The sequence below is a fragment of the Alkaliphilus metalliredigens QYMF genome (genome assembly GCF_000016985.1).
In the GTDB taxonomy this organism is placed as follows: Bacteria; Bacillota; Clostridia; order Peptostreptococcales; family Natronincolaceae; genus Alkaliphilus_A; species Alkaliphilus_A metalliredigens.
Map to the genome: position 1 here is coordinate 2,845,127 of NC_009633.1, position 15,689 is coordinate 2,860,815.

At 33.2% G+C, this 15,689-nt stretch carries 18 protein-coding genes; all 18 read right to left on the reverse strand.

Annotated features, from left to right (window positions below; all coding sequences use genetic code 11):
- Positions 1–80: 80 nt before the first annotated feature.
- Positions 81–1,343, reverse strand: coding sequence for an MFS transporter (locus AMET_RS13965; protein WP_012063949.1), 1,263 nt, complete (start codon positions 1,341–1,343; stop codon positions 81–83).
- Between the two features lie 622 nt (positions 1,344–1,965).
- Complete coding sequence (locus AMET_RS25840) at positions 1,966–2,103, reverse strand: hypothetical protein (protein WP_012063951.1); 138 nt, start codon at positions 2,101–2,103, stop codon at positions 1,966–1,968.
- Between the two features lie 431 nt (positions 2,104–2,534).
- Positions 2,535–3,455 (reverse strand): hypothetical protein, encoded by a 921-nt coding sequence (locus AMET_RS13970; RefSeq protein WP_012063952.1) that lies wholly within the window; start codon positions 3,453–3,455, stop codon positions 2,535–2,537.
- Between the two features lies 1 nt (position 3,456).
- A complete protein-coding gene (locus AMET_RS13975) occupies positions 3,457–3,795 on the reverse strand; it encodes a hypothetical protein (protein ID WP_012063953.1) in 339 nt (112 codons plus the stop codon).
- 58 nt (positions 3,796–3,853) lie between these two features.
- A complete protein-coding gene (locus AMET_RS13980) occupies positions 3,854–4,156 on the reverse strand; it encodes a hypothetical protein (RefSeq protein WP_012063954.1) in 303 nt (100 codons plus the stop codon).
- 136 nt (positions 4,157–4,292) lie between these two features.
- Entirely contained in the window at positions 4,293–4,664 is a 372-nt protein-coding gene (locus AMET_RS13985) for a hypothetical protein (protein WP_012063955.1), read from the reverse strand.
- A gap of 20 nt (positions 4,665–4,684) precedes the next feature.
- Positions 4,685–5,443, reverse strand: a complete 759-nt coding sequence (locus AMET_RS13990; RefSeq protein ID WP_012063956.1) for an SHOCT domain-containing protein — start codon at positions 5,441–5,443, stop codon at positions 4,685–4,687.
- 654 nt (positions 5,444–6,097) lie between these two features.
- Positions 6,098–7,426, reverse strand: coding sequence for a phage portal protein (locus AMET_RS13995; RefSeq protein WP_012063957.1), 1,329 nt, complete (start codon positions 7,424–7,426; stop codon positions 6,098–6,100).
- Between the two features lie 57 nt (positions 7,427–7,483).
- The gene (locus AMET_RS14000; protein ID WP_012063958.1) at positions 7,484–9,043 is read right to left on the reverse strand and encodes a phage terminase large subunit family protein; all 1,560 of its coding nucleotides are present in this window, start codon (positions 9,041–9,043) and stop codon (positions 7,484–7,486) included.
- Complete coding sequence (locus tag AMET_RS14005; protein ID WP_012063959.1) at positions 9,033–9,425, reverse strand: hypothetical protein; 393 nt, start codon at positions 9,423–9,425, stop codon at positions 9,033–9,035. Before AMET_RS14005 ends, AMET_RS14000 begins: the two co-directional genes overlap by 11 nt.
- Before the next feature lie 508 nt (positions 9,426–9,933).
- Positions 9,934–11,646 (reverse strand): hypothetical protein, encoded by a 1,713-nt coding sequence (locus AMET_RS14010; RefSeq protein ID WP_012063961.1) that lies wholly within the window; start codon positions 11,644–11,646, stop codon positions 9,934–9,936.
- 11 nt (positions 11,647–11,657) lie between these two features.
- On the reverse strand, positions 11,658–11,825 hold the full coding sequence (locus tag AMET_RS25845) for a DUF5659 domain-containing protein (protein WP_012063962.1): 168 nt from the start codon (positions 11,823–11,825) through the stop codon (positions 11,658–11,660).
- A 44-nt stretch (positions 11,826–11,869) separates the two neighbouring features.
- Entirely contained in the window at positions 11,870–12,106 is a 237-nt protein-coding gene (locus AMET_RS14015) for a DUF5659 domain-containing protein (protein ID WP_012063963.1), read from the reverse strand.
- Entirely contained in the window at positions 12,103–12,567 is a 465-nt protein-coding gene (locus AMET_RS14020; RefSeq protein WP_049765267.1) for a hypothetical protein, read from the reverse strand. The genes AMET_RS14015 and AMET_RS14020 overlap by 4 nt, the downstream gene beginning before the upstream one ends.
- A gap of 74 nt (positions 12,568–12,641) precedes the next feature.
- A complete protein-coding gene (locus tag AMET_RS14025) occupies positions 12,642–12,830 on the reverse strand; it encodes a hypothetical protein (RefSeq protein WP_041720379.1) in 189 nt (62 codons plus the stop codon).
- Positions 12,831–12,854: 24 nt separating this feature from the next.
- Positions 12,855–13,598, reverse strand: a complete 744-nt coding sequence (istB, locus tag AMET_RS14030; RefSeq protein ID WP_012062302.1) for an IS21-like element helper ATPase IstB — start codon at positions 13,596–13,598, stop codon at positions 12,855–12,857.
- A complete protein-coding gene (gene istA / locus AMET_RS14035) occupies positions 13,586–15,154 on the reverse strand; it encodes an IS21 family transposase (protein ID WP_049765184.1) in 1,569 nt (522 codons plus the stop codon). Before istA ends, istB begins: the two co-directional genes overlap by 13 nt.
- Positions 15,155–15,208: 54 nt before the next feature.
- Complete coding sequence (locus tag AMET_RS14040) at positions 15,209–15,688, reverse strand: hypothetical protein (protein WP_012063965.1); 480 nt, start codon at positions 15,686–15,688, stop codon at positions 15,209–15,211.
- Position 15,689 lies beyond the last annotated feature (1 nt).

Genomic DNA, 15,689 nt, shown 5'->3' on the forward strand with positions numbered 1-15,689 from the left:
TTACATAGTTAACTTAGAAACCCCTCTATATTTCAACTCAATATAGAGGGGTTATTATATACTGATGTTTCTTTACTATCTTATGATTTCACTGCCAGAGTCTCTTTAACAGGAGGTTTCACAAGCATAATTAAGACTGCAGAAATCAGACAAAGAGTTGCTAAATAATAAAAGACCATTTTATAATTGCCATTGGTAATCCCCAATAAGTATCCACTAAGGGTTGGCCCTATGAGTCCCGCTATAAATCCATAGGCCGTAAAGACTAAACCAAGTATTGCGCCAAAGTGCTTAAGTCCAAAACAGTCAGCGATCATTGGTGACGAACATGCAAATAACGTTCCATATCCAAATCCAACCAAACCTGCAAGTATTGAAATCATTACAAGACCTGAGACATGGGGTAATAAAATGTAGCCAATAGCTGCTCCCACAAAGGTAATACTAAGGGTTAAATTTCTACCCACTATATCAGAGATGGCTCCGGTGACAATTCTACTGATACCATTTGCTAAGTTATATACCGCTAAAATCGTTGCTGCTGCAGCTAAATCAAAACCTTTAGCCATTCCAAAACTTACAGATTGTGTCACCATCGTTACTCCTGCAGCTCCCATCAATGCCCAAACGGCCCATAGTAGCCAAAAACTTTTTGTTTTAGTGGCTTCTTTTGAAGTAAATGAGAATTGCTCAGACATTGCAGAATTCTCCTGTTTCACCTCGGTAGGCTCAAAGCCTTTAACTTTTTCAGGTATTTCTGTAAATTGAGAAGCGATTAAGCCCACAACTAAAGTTGCACCGGCAACAATGATACAAAGGGTTTGGTACCCTACAGTCTCAAGCATAAATCTAAAAATAGGCACCATAATTGCTGCTGATATTCCAAAGGTGAGGTTAACAATACCAGACATCAAGCCTCTTTTTTGTGGATACCACCGCTGTACACTATTGATCCCCGGTGAATAGATGAAGCATGAGGCGCCACCTACTAAGAAAGCCCATAGATAGATCATCCATATATTTGAAACAAAAGCAACCATAAGTGCGGCTATACTAGCCATGACAGTCCCAATTCTCATTAGGTTTTTTGCACCAATGGTAATCGTCCATTTTCCTACAAAAAACATAAAAACACCTAAAGATGCAAGTAAGAAAAACATAACATATCCCAATGCACCAGACTCAATTCCTAACATTTGTTGCCAAACAGGACTCATTAGACCAGGAAATCCAAACACCAAGGCACCAGGAAAAAATATAGCTACAGCGCTACCGATTACGGCTAAGGTAGCTTTCTTACTCCTCTCGCTAGCATAAGTAGCGTTAATAATACTTTGACTCATTAAATATCCTCCTTTTTTGTGATGTCACTTACAGTTATGACTAAACAGCTTCAAATACACTGTTTGCAGTCGGGTTATTTCGTCATTTTTCTACAGATTCCACCCACATTAGTATATCATCGAGAACCATTATTTACAACTAATTACCTTCTTATGTCTCCAAACCCTTACTTCAGTCAATAGTATACTTCATTTACGAAAAATACGAAACAAAACCAGCTTATTCAGCACATTTTTTTATAGGAAACCTTGAGTAATACAATTGGTTGTATCCATAAAATTTAGAAAAAGAGGGAAATTATTTAAATAATTTCCCTCTTTAACACCAAAACCGATTCTATTCTTCACAATGCAGCAGTGTTGCACAAGCTTCCTTACCCGCTTCCTTTTTCCATTGATTGAGATATCTTCTTAATTCTTTTACTGTTCCGACGAATACCATTGACTTCATATTATTTCCAACTCCCTTTTCCGAATGTATGTTCTGATTTCATTATATTAGAACAAACGTTCTTTGTAAAGTAAAACTTTTGACTTTAGGCAATTTTTCATATCATTTTTAAAATGACCTTAATAAATAAAACAAGGATCTGGTTATAGCCATAACCAGATCCTTGTTTTATTAATCTTCCATGATCATTTGTAGTTTCACTATCACTTCTGTTAATTCATTTCGTTCCTCATCATTTAAGTCTCCAGTATCATGAGCATGTTCAATACTCCTTATTGATTGTAGTAAGCTTACTTTCCAATCTTCCATGGCAATTCCTCCTCAACGAATTTTGATGTACTGACTACTCCGTCTTATCTTTTTCATTTCAGAAGATTTTATGACTATATTGCTTTAAAAACACAAGTTTTTCTCAAAATCCAATGAATAATTCATCCGATGCTACCCAGCGACTTATAGCGCACTTCTATTTTTAACAAGCTTTATCAAAATTTCAAGTGCTAAGATGAAAAAAGACGCTAGTCCTTAGCGTCTTTTTTCATCTTACTATTTTTTTTTGGTCGGAGCGACAGGATTCGAACCTGCGACCTCATGGCCCCCAGCCATGCGCGCTACCTGACACCCCTCAAACCATTGTAATTTCAACATTTCCTTATAACTTTTCTCAATCAGTCCTCATGGCTCGTACTATCTTTAATCACAATTTTAAGGTATTTCAATGCCTTTGTCAATCCTAATTTTTACAATTCTACAACTATATCTATTCCTTCATCATCATCTATATCCTCTTTTAATACATTGCCTTCTACCATTGTATATCCATCTTTCTCTACTATATAATTATATCTATCTATAGTTATTTCTTCTAATTCCTCTAAATCCGTCACAAGGATTTCAACTTTTCCATCTGCATCTGTAGAATATTCTACTTCTTCATATTTAATGCCCGTTCCCCAAATTGGGCGTCCCATGGGATCGTAACCTTCAAGAACTTGTTCTGTTCCCACTTCTATTTTAATAGTTACCTTTGCATCTTCTATACCTACACCATCATCTACAACTGTAAATCTTATACTTCGTTCTAGTGGCTCTACATCACCATCTGGAATATCACCACAAGCCGACCATACTTTTTCTTCTCCACCCCATGCAGTTTTACCACAATATAATGTAATAAGTCCTATTTTAGAATAATCTATCCCTTCAACTTTCCACTTCTGATTAGCCACAAATAAATTATCATCTTCTACTATTGCCCTTGTATCCTCATTTTGTGGTATTGTAATATCTACATTTCCAGTGGCAAGGTTTATTGCTTGCCCATAATCTATACTTTGCATACGTGCATCCATTACACATGGTATGGCTTTATTCTGCCATTTTAAACAAAACTTAATTTCTCTTACAAGGGATTTTTCATAGGCATTATTTATATTGACTACATGACTTACACTAATCCACCTTTGCCCACGTGCTACAACTACACTACCTTGCTTTACAAGTCCAATATCAGCGAATATATATTTGTGATCGTGGCTATTCTTTTTATCATCATACTCACCAAAAAATGCCCTTATTGGCTCACCATCAATCAAAACAGTTTGACCATACTCTTTTATATGCCGATTAAATGAATCCCTCAATGCTTTGAAATTGCTCATGTTACCCCCTCCTAGTAAACATTAATGTAAATGGACTAACATCTGCATCATCTGATAAATCCTGTATTTTAATTTTCAAGTCCTGTATTCTATTTCTAAAATATTGTACTGCCTGGCCTGTGGTTTGAAATTCCGTTTGTACCCTTCTGTATAAGTCTACATCATTTAATAGAGATTCTAGTATATCTACTATTGTATAAAGAAGAGAACGTTGATTTCCTTCCTTTATATATGTATCCTCTGGCGATAGATTATTTTCCTCTAGGAATACAGTGTATTCTGTGTCGGTGAAGTATTCCTTGTTGTTTAATTCTAGTTTAAGACGTTGTAAATTTGTCATATTATCAATTCCTTTCTTATTTTGGGTATGAAAAAAGAGCCACGTTAATGGCTCTAAGTTATTCTACTTCATTAAATTGAATTGTAGATTTGCAAACTTGTATCTTTTTATCTAGTTCATGTATCTTTTTTCTATATTCTTTTTTATAAGAGTCAAAGTCATCTAGCGACTCATAATATTTGTCTTGTATTTCTTTATCAACTCTTAGATTTACTTCTTCCTCAATAGCCATTTCAACTTTTCTTCTTATTAAGTTTTTCTCTTTATTAAGTTTGTCTTCTTCTAATTTCTTTTTATCATCTTCATATTTACTGTGAAATTCTTTATAAACTTCATATTCTATCTGACTTATTTTTCCCACCAATCTCACCCCCTTTTACTACCTACTTCAACAAATAGGAGTAGAATCCTACATTTAATTATCGCAAGTTTCGACAATTGTATATAATTACTCACACCACCTTTAAAAAGGCACGAAAAAAGGAGTGTTTATGTTATCACTCCTTTTTAGTATTCGCTTTAAGTAATTTTGTAATTTCGTTTATTCCTTCATTGCTACTTTTTAAATATTTAGTTTCGCCTGTTTCTTTAAATTTATTATAGTCTTTGGTTGATTTTACTAATATATCATAATATGCTTGTTGTATATTTGTTAGTTTTGCATTTTTGTATTTTACGAAAAATTCACTATCCATACTAATTTTATAATCTTTTATTTCCACATTCGCAACCGATTCCCGCATAAGCAATGTTCCTTCAGTGAAAATATCGTCATCTGCGACTTCCATTTCTTCTAACTCTTTAGCACATCCCATACTAAAGCCTAATATAAAGATGAAAATAAAACAAAATATTACTTTCCTTTTCATTATTCCATCATCCCCTTCTGTTAGATTTTGGCTAATAGTTCTTTTTTCTTTTCTTGATATTCTTCTTCTGTAAGAATACCATCATCAAGTAATGATTTTAATGCTCTAATTTTTTCTGTAGCCGATTTATTTTTATCCATTTCTTTTTTCAAAATATTTTGATTTTGTATTGCATCAACAACTGTATATTCTTTTTCTGGTAATAACTCTTTAAGTGTTTCAAAGTCACTATACTCAAAATACACTGAACGCCTGCTATTTGTATTGTCAATATAACTCATAAGCATTTCCCTATTGTCATGTTCAATCATTTCAGACTTTATCGCTTCATTTTTCTTTCGACTACCTATTATCGCACCTGCTCCACCTGCTAATAAAGCACCTGCTACTGCACCTTTTATGGAATAACCTCCACCTCCACCTCCAGAAATTTTATTTTCACGTACTATTTCACCTTTAGTTTTATAATATTCTATTTTATCAATAGGAATTTTAAATTGTTTGATTTTTTGTACTTGTTTTCTTAAATATTCTCTGTCATTTGATATTGGCTCTGGTGGTTTAGCAGGGAAAAAACATAAATTATCTTCTTCGACCCATATGCAAGTAATATTATTTCTAGGTAAATTATCTAGTGTCCCTTTTAAATATTGGACTTTATTAGCATTATTGGGAATATTGATCTTTGTCTTAATATCAATATACTTTCTCCAAAGTTCTTCATAGGCTTCTTCTTTTTCCTCATTTTCTTTATTAACCTCTTCTCTTTTAATATACATTACTAATCCCTCCAATATTTTATAGTTAAATTATACCATATTTACCTAATTAAAACTGGAGTTTGTCCTATTTGAAAATTCTTTTGGCAGAAAAAAAGTAGGTTTGCTAGGAGCATCATTGCAACAAAGGGGTAACTCTTGGTATTTGAATAGAATAAATGGTATTTTAACTATTCCTTTAATTATGCCTTAAACGTACATTTAGGGAATAGTATAAAATCACACTCTGAATCCATTGGTATCACTTGCTTATACATTGAGTGTATAAATCAACTGCCCTAAATTGAGTAAAATACATCAAATTAGCATACTTATACTATAAAATAAACGCTTTATGCAAACTATCAATGTAATATAATCCAATTGTATTACATTAGGAACTGTGTATTTGCAACATTCCTAGATCATAATGTCTGTTTATAGTCATATTCGGACATTATCATGGTCGAAAAATCGGCTATGAGTGCCAAATATGACCATTAGGTACACTATATATAGTGTATCCACTTCTGGATATACCACTATATATAGTAACAGCCGAACATTTGTACCCCAATTATTACAATCAAATTACAGATATGTTACAGTTATATTACACACTTATACTTTTTGTTTAACACTTGCAATTTTTGTGTAAATTTCCTTGATTTCTCCCTATTCTTCCTTCTTCTTTTCTCTGTTCTCTTCCTCTTTTTTCTTAATATCTCCCGTTTCCTCTCTCAATCTTCCTATTTCTTGCTCAACGTTGTTTGTCAGTGGTGACTTCTCGATTACTGTCTTACCACTAATAGCACCCATGCCATGTTGTTTACCTAGATTATCCAATAAGTCAGATACATTAATTGGTCTAGCATAATCAAACTCTACATCTACATAATCATCTGTACCAAACGTCATACCACCTCTACCAATCATATCCCTAATTACCTCAAAACGCTTATTCATACCTTCTCTAACATACCGTTCATTCAACATAGCCTTTACATCAGCCATCTGGTATAGCATCTTTAAGGAAGTTTCACTCACATTAGCAATATTCCCTTGACCCATCGCAATACTAGGCATACCTGCCACTTCAAGTAATGATTGTTTTAAGGTATCATAGAGCAATTTAATACTATTATAGTCTAACATTGTACTAGTGACCTTATAATCTGCCCCATCTTCTAAATTCAACACATAACCCATTGCATCGGCTGGAATTGTACTATCTATCCTTTGTCCACTTACAACTGGCATAGGATTAAGGCTATTAGTATATATACTATCGGAAAACTTACTTAATATATCTTCCATTTCATCTAGGATACCCTTTATATCTTCCAATTCACTTTTCCCAAACATTTCATCATCATCATTAAGATTGTGGTAATGTATCGGCAATCCACTAACATTAGCATATTCCTCTACTTTGTTAAATTCTCCATGTTCATTGTTCCACTTCAACACCTTGTCCTCTGTAAACACAGTATAATAACTGATACTATCAATTACATAATGTTCTATAAATGCTATGTACTCATTGCCATCACTATAGACTGGATAGGCATCTTCTGAATTAATCAATTTGCTTTTAATCTTGCCACCATCCATATACACGTATTCAAATACATCACCATATTTATTAATTTTATCTACAATCTTAAAATCTGTACTGTTAAAATTCCCTTGCCTATATATCCTATTAAATTCCTTAACCATACCTTCACTACTGCCAACCAAACTAACTGGCTTACCCAATAAATATGTACTGTGGAAATTCATTATGGTCTTGGCAGTTTGCAATACTATCTTCCTTGTAACGTATTTCTCGCCCTTATATTCCATATCTTCACGATTTAGCACCTTGTGAATACCCTTTATATAATTCTTATTCTCTAGTACCTTTGACACCCTCATTAAATGATGTGCCTTCTTAACCTCATCTGCAAACCAAAATAAATCATTGTCAAAATTTACTTGTATATATCTACCTAAACTCATTTTATTACCTCCTGTAGTTATAAATTAACCGACCCAAAATTGGGTTGGTTAGTGGATTTACACGTACCACATTCCAACCTTTAATCCATGCAATGCTAGTGCTATACCCATTACACAATCATCATGGCGACCTACCATTGCACCCATCTTGCCACCATCAGCCACAAATACCTTCATCTCTTCTAATACATGCTTACTATTAATTAGCAATCCACCAGTTTCAATTGCTTCAACTAAATCATTGATAATCATTGTTTTCGTCTGTGAAGTAGTGTTAAATCCTATTTTTTTCTTTTTCCTACCCCTAGCATCGTATTCCTTGTGCTTGTGCATATTAAGATACTTATAATCGTGACGTAAACGATCTAATACACTATGTCCACTAGATGCCTTCTCCACAACTAAATAAGCTTTGTTATAATATCTGCCTATTGCATCCACTACCTCTGCAAATTTGTAAGGTTTAATGGTATTACTCCGATACTCTGCAACTTGATTACCTTCTGAATCTACCACCTCTACAACACTATAATCTTGTCCTAGCCCTTCACTTGCATCTACACCACAATAATATTTCATGCCCACACGTGGTCTTTCCCACATTAAAAAAGACTTACCATATCCAATTTTTAAACTGGAAGGTAAATCCTTTGGCTTTGCTATATGCTTATTTATATATCTCAATCTTTCGGCAATGTAATTTACATCAAATATTCCATTCCCAGTAGTCAAAAATGCCTCTGTAGAGTTAGATGGAAACTCTTGTTTAAATTGTTCCAAACTACTATTACTTATCTTTAACCTTCTCCAAACTAACTGTTCAATTGTAGCACCTTGTTCGTATAAGTCTAATTCCTCGCCTTCTAATTCATCTACACTAGGCAATGTACCATGCCGATCCTTCCACACCTCTACAAACTGTTCTATTTCCTCTACAAACATAACTCTATCCTCAATCCAACTAAAGAAGAATGGTTTATACATATTGACTTGATTTTCTGCCTTCTCCCAAAACTGATTAAAGAAATTAAGTCCATTTGCAGTGGATTCTACTATTATAATTCCATCTGTAGACACTGCCTGTTCAATTGCCAATAGTTGCTTTTCTATCGTTTCTTTCATAAATGCCATCTCACTAATATGTACTATTCCATTTAGCGTTAATCCCCTAGCCACATCTTTATTACCACAAGTGCTAATAACGATTTTAGACCCGTTTTCAAATTTTAATTCCTTCTTATTATTATTGTGTAATGCAGGTTTCAATACATCTGGCATATCATAATAAATCTGTTTTAACTTATCGAATATACCATTAGCACTATCTATTGAATAACTAAGCAATAAACTTGTTGTATTGGGTTTAGTACATGCAGTATAAACAGAAAGCCCACATGCAAGGGTGCTGAACCCTAATTGTCGGCTTTTTAGTATTACATTATATTTACTTTTTTCCTCTACAAATTTAAGTTGTTGAGGATTTAATTTAAATGGTATTACTTTACCATTTTTATTTGCTATCTTTAAAAAGTTTTCCATATATAAAACTGGACTATCTAGTATTATCTTTAATTTACTCCGTTTATCTCCACTTTTAACCCCTTTGCTATTGTTCATCTATATCTACCCCATTTAGCAAGGCAGCCAAATCACTTTCTTTATCCTCGGCAAAGAATGTTTTACTAAAATCTGCAAACGCTTTAAAGGCATTAGTATCATCCTTAGCACGTTCAAAATATATATTATACAATTCCACCATCTTCTGTGTATGGAGAATTTTATGCAAATGTTTAATTGCCTTTTGAACATCTTCTTCCAATAAATATTGTTCTGCATATTCTTCATTCATACCACCTAAAAACTTTTTACTAAATTCTTCAAAACTTTTATTTTCCCGATAAAGCACACCATACTTCCACAATATCCAATATGACTTTTTTTCTGTTGTATATTCCATTAATTTTAGTCTAATTCCTTTTTCACGTTTTGGACTACCCATTTATACCACCTCTTTCTGTCCAATTTGAAGTTTCTGAATTAATTTTTCTGATTCAATTCTTATTTTTTTCTGGTTTATACTGATGTCATCCATCTTTACATCGAAATCTATACTCTCCATATACTAGCCCTCCTTCTATCAATTCTCTTACCACTACTGTTAGTAAACTAATGTAAACTAGCGTTTCCTTGCTTATTTGCTACGCAAAATAAAGCGAATTATCTATATTATAAAAAAGTAGGTAAATATTATTACACCCTTCAACAATAGTAATTTCAATGGACACATAGAAGTGTACCCCCCATTCCTTAAAGAATATAAAGAATAACATATAACTATTAAGAAGTGGGGGGGTCGTTTCCTGTACACATTTAATTTTCAACGTTTATAGAGGGTGAAATTTTTATGCTACTTTATAACTAATAATATTAAATATACACAAACACGTGCAACGTGTATGTAAATTATCCGATAGGATATACTTTGGTTTTCTCACAAACAGAAGTGGTTATCCTACCATCACATTTTGTCCTTTGATAAGGATATTGTTTTTATTGCAATAGTCAAGTACATCTGCATTATTACCTATTCTTCGTCTAAATTTATTAATATCTAATCCTACCTTTTCACAAATAACTAATTTCTTAATCTTACGACCATCTATTAATTCCTTATGATTGCCTTGTTTAATTTCCTGCATCAAATCAATAAATTTAGTGGAATAACTATTATCTTTTTGATTCTGATTATGTTCTTGTAGATGTTCTTTTTGTTTCGATTTCTCAAACTCAACCACGTTATCATGTTCAGTGATAGCCGATTCCTTTACACCCTTAAACATCTTTAATACCTTATTTACCACTTCCATATCGTTATTAAAAATGAATATCTTACTCTCATATTCCATTGACCTATTCACACGTTTAATGGCTTGATATATCTCATTGGCATTTCTACCTTGTCTATAGTCCTCAAACCTTTTGTCCTTAAATCTATATACCATTTCATCACCTTTACCACTTTTAATACCTGTCCATGTTGTCCTGTTGTCTAATTTAATATTGCTATAGTATAGATATTCCAACACATACGTTCTGAATGGTACGTTGGGATTGTGGGCAATAATACAGTCCTTTAAATCTCTGTATTGGTTACTTCCTGTTAGATTACCAAACCAATTAATATTATCCGATTGAAAATGTGAAGAATCATCCTTATTCCCCACAACTAATGGATTGTCTAGTTTACCTGCAACTCTATTAACCACTTCATAGAAATCTAAAGCTCTACCCTTAGCACTCTTTGTACTATTAGTTTTAGAAATAAGAAAAGACCACTTCTCATGGCGAAAAACTGCACCTTGACGGCTAATTTCAAATAGTGGGCTTAAATTATATGCCTTGTTCAGTGTAGCACTAGCATCTAACATTACATTATTATCCAGTAGCCAATACCGATATTTTCTATTAGTGCAATAGATGATCTTACCTTCGACCACACAAGTTTGATTATAGAATTGTTTTAGATTGTCTATGGTTTCCACAATCTCATTCTTACTATGTCCTTGTTCCTGCAATTCTTTTACATCTAAATTCTCTTTTGCTAATTGTTTAAGTTTGTTTATTTTCTTATCTACATTAATTTTGGCATTAAAAAAAGATTGTGGCTTCTTAATAGTTATAAGATAGTCCTCAATCTCATCTACACATTCTGCAAATAGGTTTCTCAATGATCTGTGTTGTAGAAGTGTTTCAAATTCATCTATCCATTTTTTAGATATAGATAGAATATTACCGTTTGTAATGTTGAGAAATTCGTCTATTACAAGTATTTCTCTACCTTGTATAAAAGTTTGCCTATCCTTGCTACGGATAGCCAATGACTTGTATTTTTCGTGGGTAATAATTACCACTGCATAGTGCTTTATTTGCTTTTGCAATGTTTCCCACTGTTTCGCATTTACTGTTTCCGAATTAATAGCAATGGCAATATCCATACCTGCTATATTATTAATCCTGTCCTGGCTCTCTATACAATCCTTTATACGTTCCCTTACCAATATTGATTTTCTATTAGCGTTAGCAATGGATATTTCTGCCTGTAGCGTTTTGCCTGTCCCTGCTTCCAAATCTAATACCTTGAATTTATCTTTATTATTCCCATTTATAATTACATCGTTGAGATGTTGTTTTTGTTTTTCTAATTTGATTAAATCTATCATTAGATTACCCCCTATTTCCTATACTCATTCATTGCGTTACTAAGCATTTCGGACTGTTTAAAGTAAAACACTTTTCGACCACTTCCATCATCGCTTTCTCTAATGTCTAGTAGCACAAATCCTCTTTGCATTAAATAACCTGCCATTTTCATAGAAAAAATTGTTTTAAATTCCATCATTCATTCTCCTTTCAGTTTTGAGTAGTCCCATTTAACCACACTATCTAACCTACCATTTCACCTTTAATTTTTCTTAACGCTTTTATAAACTCTTGCAATTCCCAATCACCTTTATAGTCCTGTATGTGTTGTTGTAATTCTCTATTATTTTTAAACCAATACGCTTTCTTGCCTGTTTCTGTTGTTGTAACCTTTTCTTGATAAATTCCTATACTTCTTAAATATGCTATTAAATGAATACTAAATATGTAGAATAGTACATTGTCATTTTTCCCCATCATTTCACCTCTTTTATTAGTTTGCTATATTTAACTTCATTTTTTCTAGTCAATGCTAAACTAAATATTCCACTTGGTTTTTTAGACAGATTAGATTTTGTATATGTTTTTAACTCTCTAAGGACTTCAAATTTCTGTGGTGGCAGATTAATGGGCATAGAAAAAACCCTACTTAATTCGGTAAGATTTATATTAGTGGACAAATAACCACCATCTATATTTATTTTTCCTTTTAAATTATACTTTTTGTTAAGTGCTTCAAAATCGGCTTTAGAATACTTCTTAGTTAATTCTGTTAGTTCTGGATACTCTAACACCTCATTCATCCATTTAGTGCCTATGGGCTTAAAATAATCGCTATAAAATGGCAAATATGATGAATCTATACACATCAATATCATTTGTGCTTCATCTGTTGTAACTGGCAAGTGTTTTTGGAGAAATTTTGGCAAATAGTTTTCCATAGTAATTTCCAAATCTCTCCATACACTACTGCTTGTAATTTATCTTATAATCACTGAACTTTATTAAACGAATATTAGTTTTTATCTCTTATGACTTTTCTGATTTGCTCATAAATATCTTGCTCCGTATACTCGAAAATATGACCTTCATCATCTTCTACAGGAGATCCATACTCATTTAATAATTCCTGCTTTAAGCCATCAGAGATAGTTATCCTTCTGCTAAACAAATACTTTTTTAAATCTTTCTCTCTTAACAACATAATCACAATCGCCTCCTTCATCTATTAAAACAATGATTCTCGATGTTCTAATCTATAGCTCTTACCTGTCATATTAAATAGCTCACATCTGTAAGTGATTCTATCTAACACTGCCGTGGTTAAAGCGGGGTCCCCTAATAACTCGGTCCAATCTTCAAGCCCTTTGTTGGAGGTAATAATTAACGATGTTTGTTCATGAAGGGCTGATATTAATTGGAAAAACAAGTTCGCTTCTTCTCTTGATATGGGGAGGTAACCTAGCTCATCGATGATCAGAAGACTAGAAGATAAAACATTGTTGATTTTCCCTTTGCTTTTTCTTGATATCTCCTGTGTTTTTAAACAGTGCATCAGATTGTCCATGGTGGTGAAGCTAACCTTGTAGCCCATCTCTACAGCCTTGTACCCTAATGCAATACACAAGTGGCTTTTACCTACCCCTGGAGGGCCTAAAAGTATTAGATTATACATTCTATCTATCCAGTCCATCTCAATAAGACTATTGATTTGTCTTTGGGTAATCGATCTTTGAAAGGTTAGATCGAACTCTTCTATTGTCTTAAGTACCGGAAAGCCTGCAGCCTTAACTCTGCGTTCCTGGGCCTTTTTCTCTCTGAGATCGACTTCGTTTTCTAATATTGACAGTAAAAGATTCTGATATGAAATGTTGTTTATGTCAGCATTTTCAACGATGGAATCTGCATTGGTATTTAAGTAGTTCAATTTGAGTTTTTTAGCGTGATCCTTTATTGATTCTAATTTTTCCATTTTCTTTTATCCTCCTTCAGGGCACTCATGTATTCTCTAATATCTCGTACTTGAGGCTTTAAATCCTGATATTTTGAAGGAGTAGTTATGTCAGCTTTAAAGTACTTCTTATTTAGTTGTCTGTTTTCTTCAAGTTTTAAGTACTGTATGGCATCCTTCAAGAGCCCTGCGCTAAACAATTTCCTTTCAATACAGTAGCTTAATGCCCTTTGAACAATTGATTTGTCTTGGTTTTTTACTGTATTCATTATTAGGGCAAATTGATCTTTAAAGTGTCTTGGCTTCTCTATTTTTAATACATCAACAAATTCATTAGCCTTTTCAGTATGGTCTAAGCTTTTTAACACTTTGTTGTAGATTTCATGACTTGTACAGTGTTTACTCTCATTCCTATCATAGTGCTCTATTTTCACTAATTTTCCTTTATCCTGACTGATTTTATGTTCAATAATTAACTGTTCTGTATCTTGGTTCTTAATTTCCATGGTATCTTTCTTAATAATTAATTTAACCTCTTTCCCTGGAGAATAGGTTCCCGTAGGGACTTGGTATCTATTTTGCTTGTAAAAAACTGTATTGTTTTTTCTAACGAGATAGGTTAAACTATTTGTATTAGTTGTGTTTACAAATAGAGTGGGTATTGGCTTTAAGTGTTCCTTTTCCAGGGCAAACACTTCTGCCGGTACCTTCTTTGTTGTTTCATGGACTTTTTTATTACCTCTTCTTTCTAACCATTTCAGCGAATCATCATTAAATGAGTCAATATCTACAAATGTTCTATTCTTTGCAAAATTATACTTGGCATATTTCACTACGGCTTCAATTTTCCCTTTACTCTGTGGGTCATAACCCCTGCAAAGGTACACTTTAAACTTAAGGGAATTAATATAGTTTTGAAATCCTTCTGTGTATATGATATCTCCATGATTTTCTGATACCACTAGGACTCTGTCCTGGTCATAAACAACCTCCTTAGGCATTCCTCCAAAATATTCAAAGGCTTTATTATGGGCCTCAATGAATGTCTGGGTAGTAAAGGGCTTGTCTATCCAATAGATGTATTTATGTCTGGAATGGGATAAAACCATACCAAAGCAATATACTTTGATTCTTGTTTTGTCAGGTTTATCTAGCCATATTTGGCCCAGGTCAACCTGTGCTTGATATCCCATAGGAAGCTCATCCACCTCCTCAAATTGCCTTGCTGAAACTACTTTAGGGAGCTTATGTTCTTCCCTTAAGTGATTGACATATAGTCGTAAAGTTCTATCCTTAAAGTCCAGCACATGATATTTTTCCTCTAGCCAATCATATATTTGAGCACTTGATAAATCCCTATGTTCTCTAATCCATGCTAAGACTTCGTCCTTATATTTGTCCACCTTCCTTTCTCTAGATTCAGTTCTTTGTCTTAAGCTTGCAAATTCATCTGGTGTCATATCCCAATATTTATGTACTGTTTTATAGTCGATCTCCAGCCTCCTTGCTACCTGTGATTTATTCAGTCCTTTGGACTTGTATCCTTGGATTTCAGCAAACATATTCCACTCCTTCAATTTCATTCCTCCTCTGGTGTCACTAGCTAACTAATTCTACCAGAAGGGATATTATTATTGTAGTAAATTGGAAATTATTCTCCGTTTTTGTTTGCCAAAATCTCTCCCTTTTATTTTACCAGTTACATCTGTCCAACTTGATATATCAACATTGTAATAAGATAATATTTGCAATAGTGTACTTCCACAAAATTTATCTGTATAGTTGTTTTTATTAATCATATTTGTAATGTTTAAATTGGCACACTGGCTATCACAGTTATCTGTAGGAGATAACATAGTAACGTGGTTACCCCAACATTTACCATTAGCAAAGTCCACATCTACACCAATTACATCTTTTGTAGCGTGTCCATGCTCTACACTTCTACTAATTGATTTAAATGTATAGAAATGGCTTATATCGTATCCTTTTACTTGCTTTAAAAATATAGATGATAGCAAACTATCTAAATCGTCACTTAAACATAAAGTATGATTTGTTGAAGTGTCCTCTGTCCATTCTGGAAACAATCTTTTTTGCTGTTCATTCATT

Excerpts from the sequence above, each read along its gene's own strand:
- AMET_RS13975 (WP_012063953.1), bottom strand. The coding sequence starts at position 3,795 with ATGACAAATTTACAACGTCTTAAACTAGAATTAAACAACAAGGAATAC.
- AMET_RS25845 (WP_012063962.1), bottom strand. The coding sequence starts at position 11,825 with ATGATGGAATTTAAAACAATTTTTTCTATGAAAATGGCAGGTTATTTA.
- AMET_RS13965 (WP_012063949.1), bottom strand. The coding sequence starts at position 1,343 with ATGAGTCAAAGTATTATTAACGCTACTTATGCTAGCGAGAGGAGTAAG.
- AMET_RS14005 (WP_012063959.1), bottom strand. The coding sequence starts at position 9,425 with ATGGGTAGTCCAAAACGTGAAAAAGGAATTAGACTAAAATTAATGGAA.
- AMET_RS14020 (WP_049765267.1), bottom strand. The coding sequence starts at position 12,567 with ATGGAAAACTATTTGCCAAAATTTCTCCAAAAACACTTGCCAGTTACA.
- AMET_RS14040 (WP_012063965.1), bottom strand. The coding sequence starts at position 15,688 with ATGAATGAACAGCAAAAAAGATTGTTTCCAGAATGGACAGAGGACACT.
- AMET_RS14015 (WP_012063963.1), bottom strand. The coding sequence starts at position 12,106 with ATGATGGGGAAAAATGACAATGTACTATTCTACATATTTAGTATTCAT.
- AMET_RS13970 (WP_012063952.1), bottom strand. The coding sequence starts at position 3,455 with ATGAGCAATTTCAAAGCATTGAGGGATTCATTTAATCGGCATATAAAA.
- AMET_RS13995 (WP_012063957.1), bottom strand. The coding sequence starts at position 7,426 with ATGAGTTTAGGTAGATATATACAAGTAAATTTTGACAATGATTTATTT.
- AMET_RS13985 (WP_012063955.1), bottom strand. The coding sequence starts at position 4,664 with ATGAAAAGGAAAGTAATATTTTGTTTTATTTTCATCTTTATATTAGGC.
- AMET_RS14010 (WP_012063961.1), bottom strand. The coding sequence starts at position 11,646 with ATGATAGATTTAATCAAATTAGAAAAACAAAAACAACATCTCAACGAT.
- AMET_RS25840 (WP_012063951.1), bottom strand. The coding sequence starts at position 2,103 with ATGGAAGATTGGAAAGTAAGCTTACTACAATCAATAAGGAGTATTGAA.
- AMET_RS14000 (WP_012063958.1), bottom strand. The coding sequence starts at position 9,043 with ATGAACAATAGCAAAGGGGTTAAAAGTGGAGATAAACGGAGTAAATTA.
- AMET_RS13990 (WP_012063956.1), bottom strand. The coding sequence starts at position 5,443 with ATGTATATTAAAAGAGAAGAGGTTAATAAAGAAAATGAGGAAAAAGAA.
- AMET_RS14025 (WP_041720379.1), bottom strand. The coding sequence starts at position 12,830 with ATGTTGTTAAGAGAGAAAGATTTAAAAAAGTATTTGTTTAGCAGAAGG.
- istB (WP_012062302.1), bottom strand. The coding sequence starts at position 13,598 with ATGGAAAAATTAGAATCAATAAAGGATCACGCTAAAAAACTCAAATTG.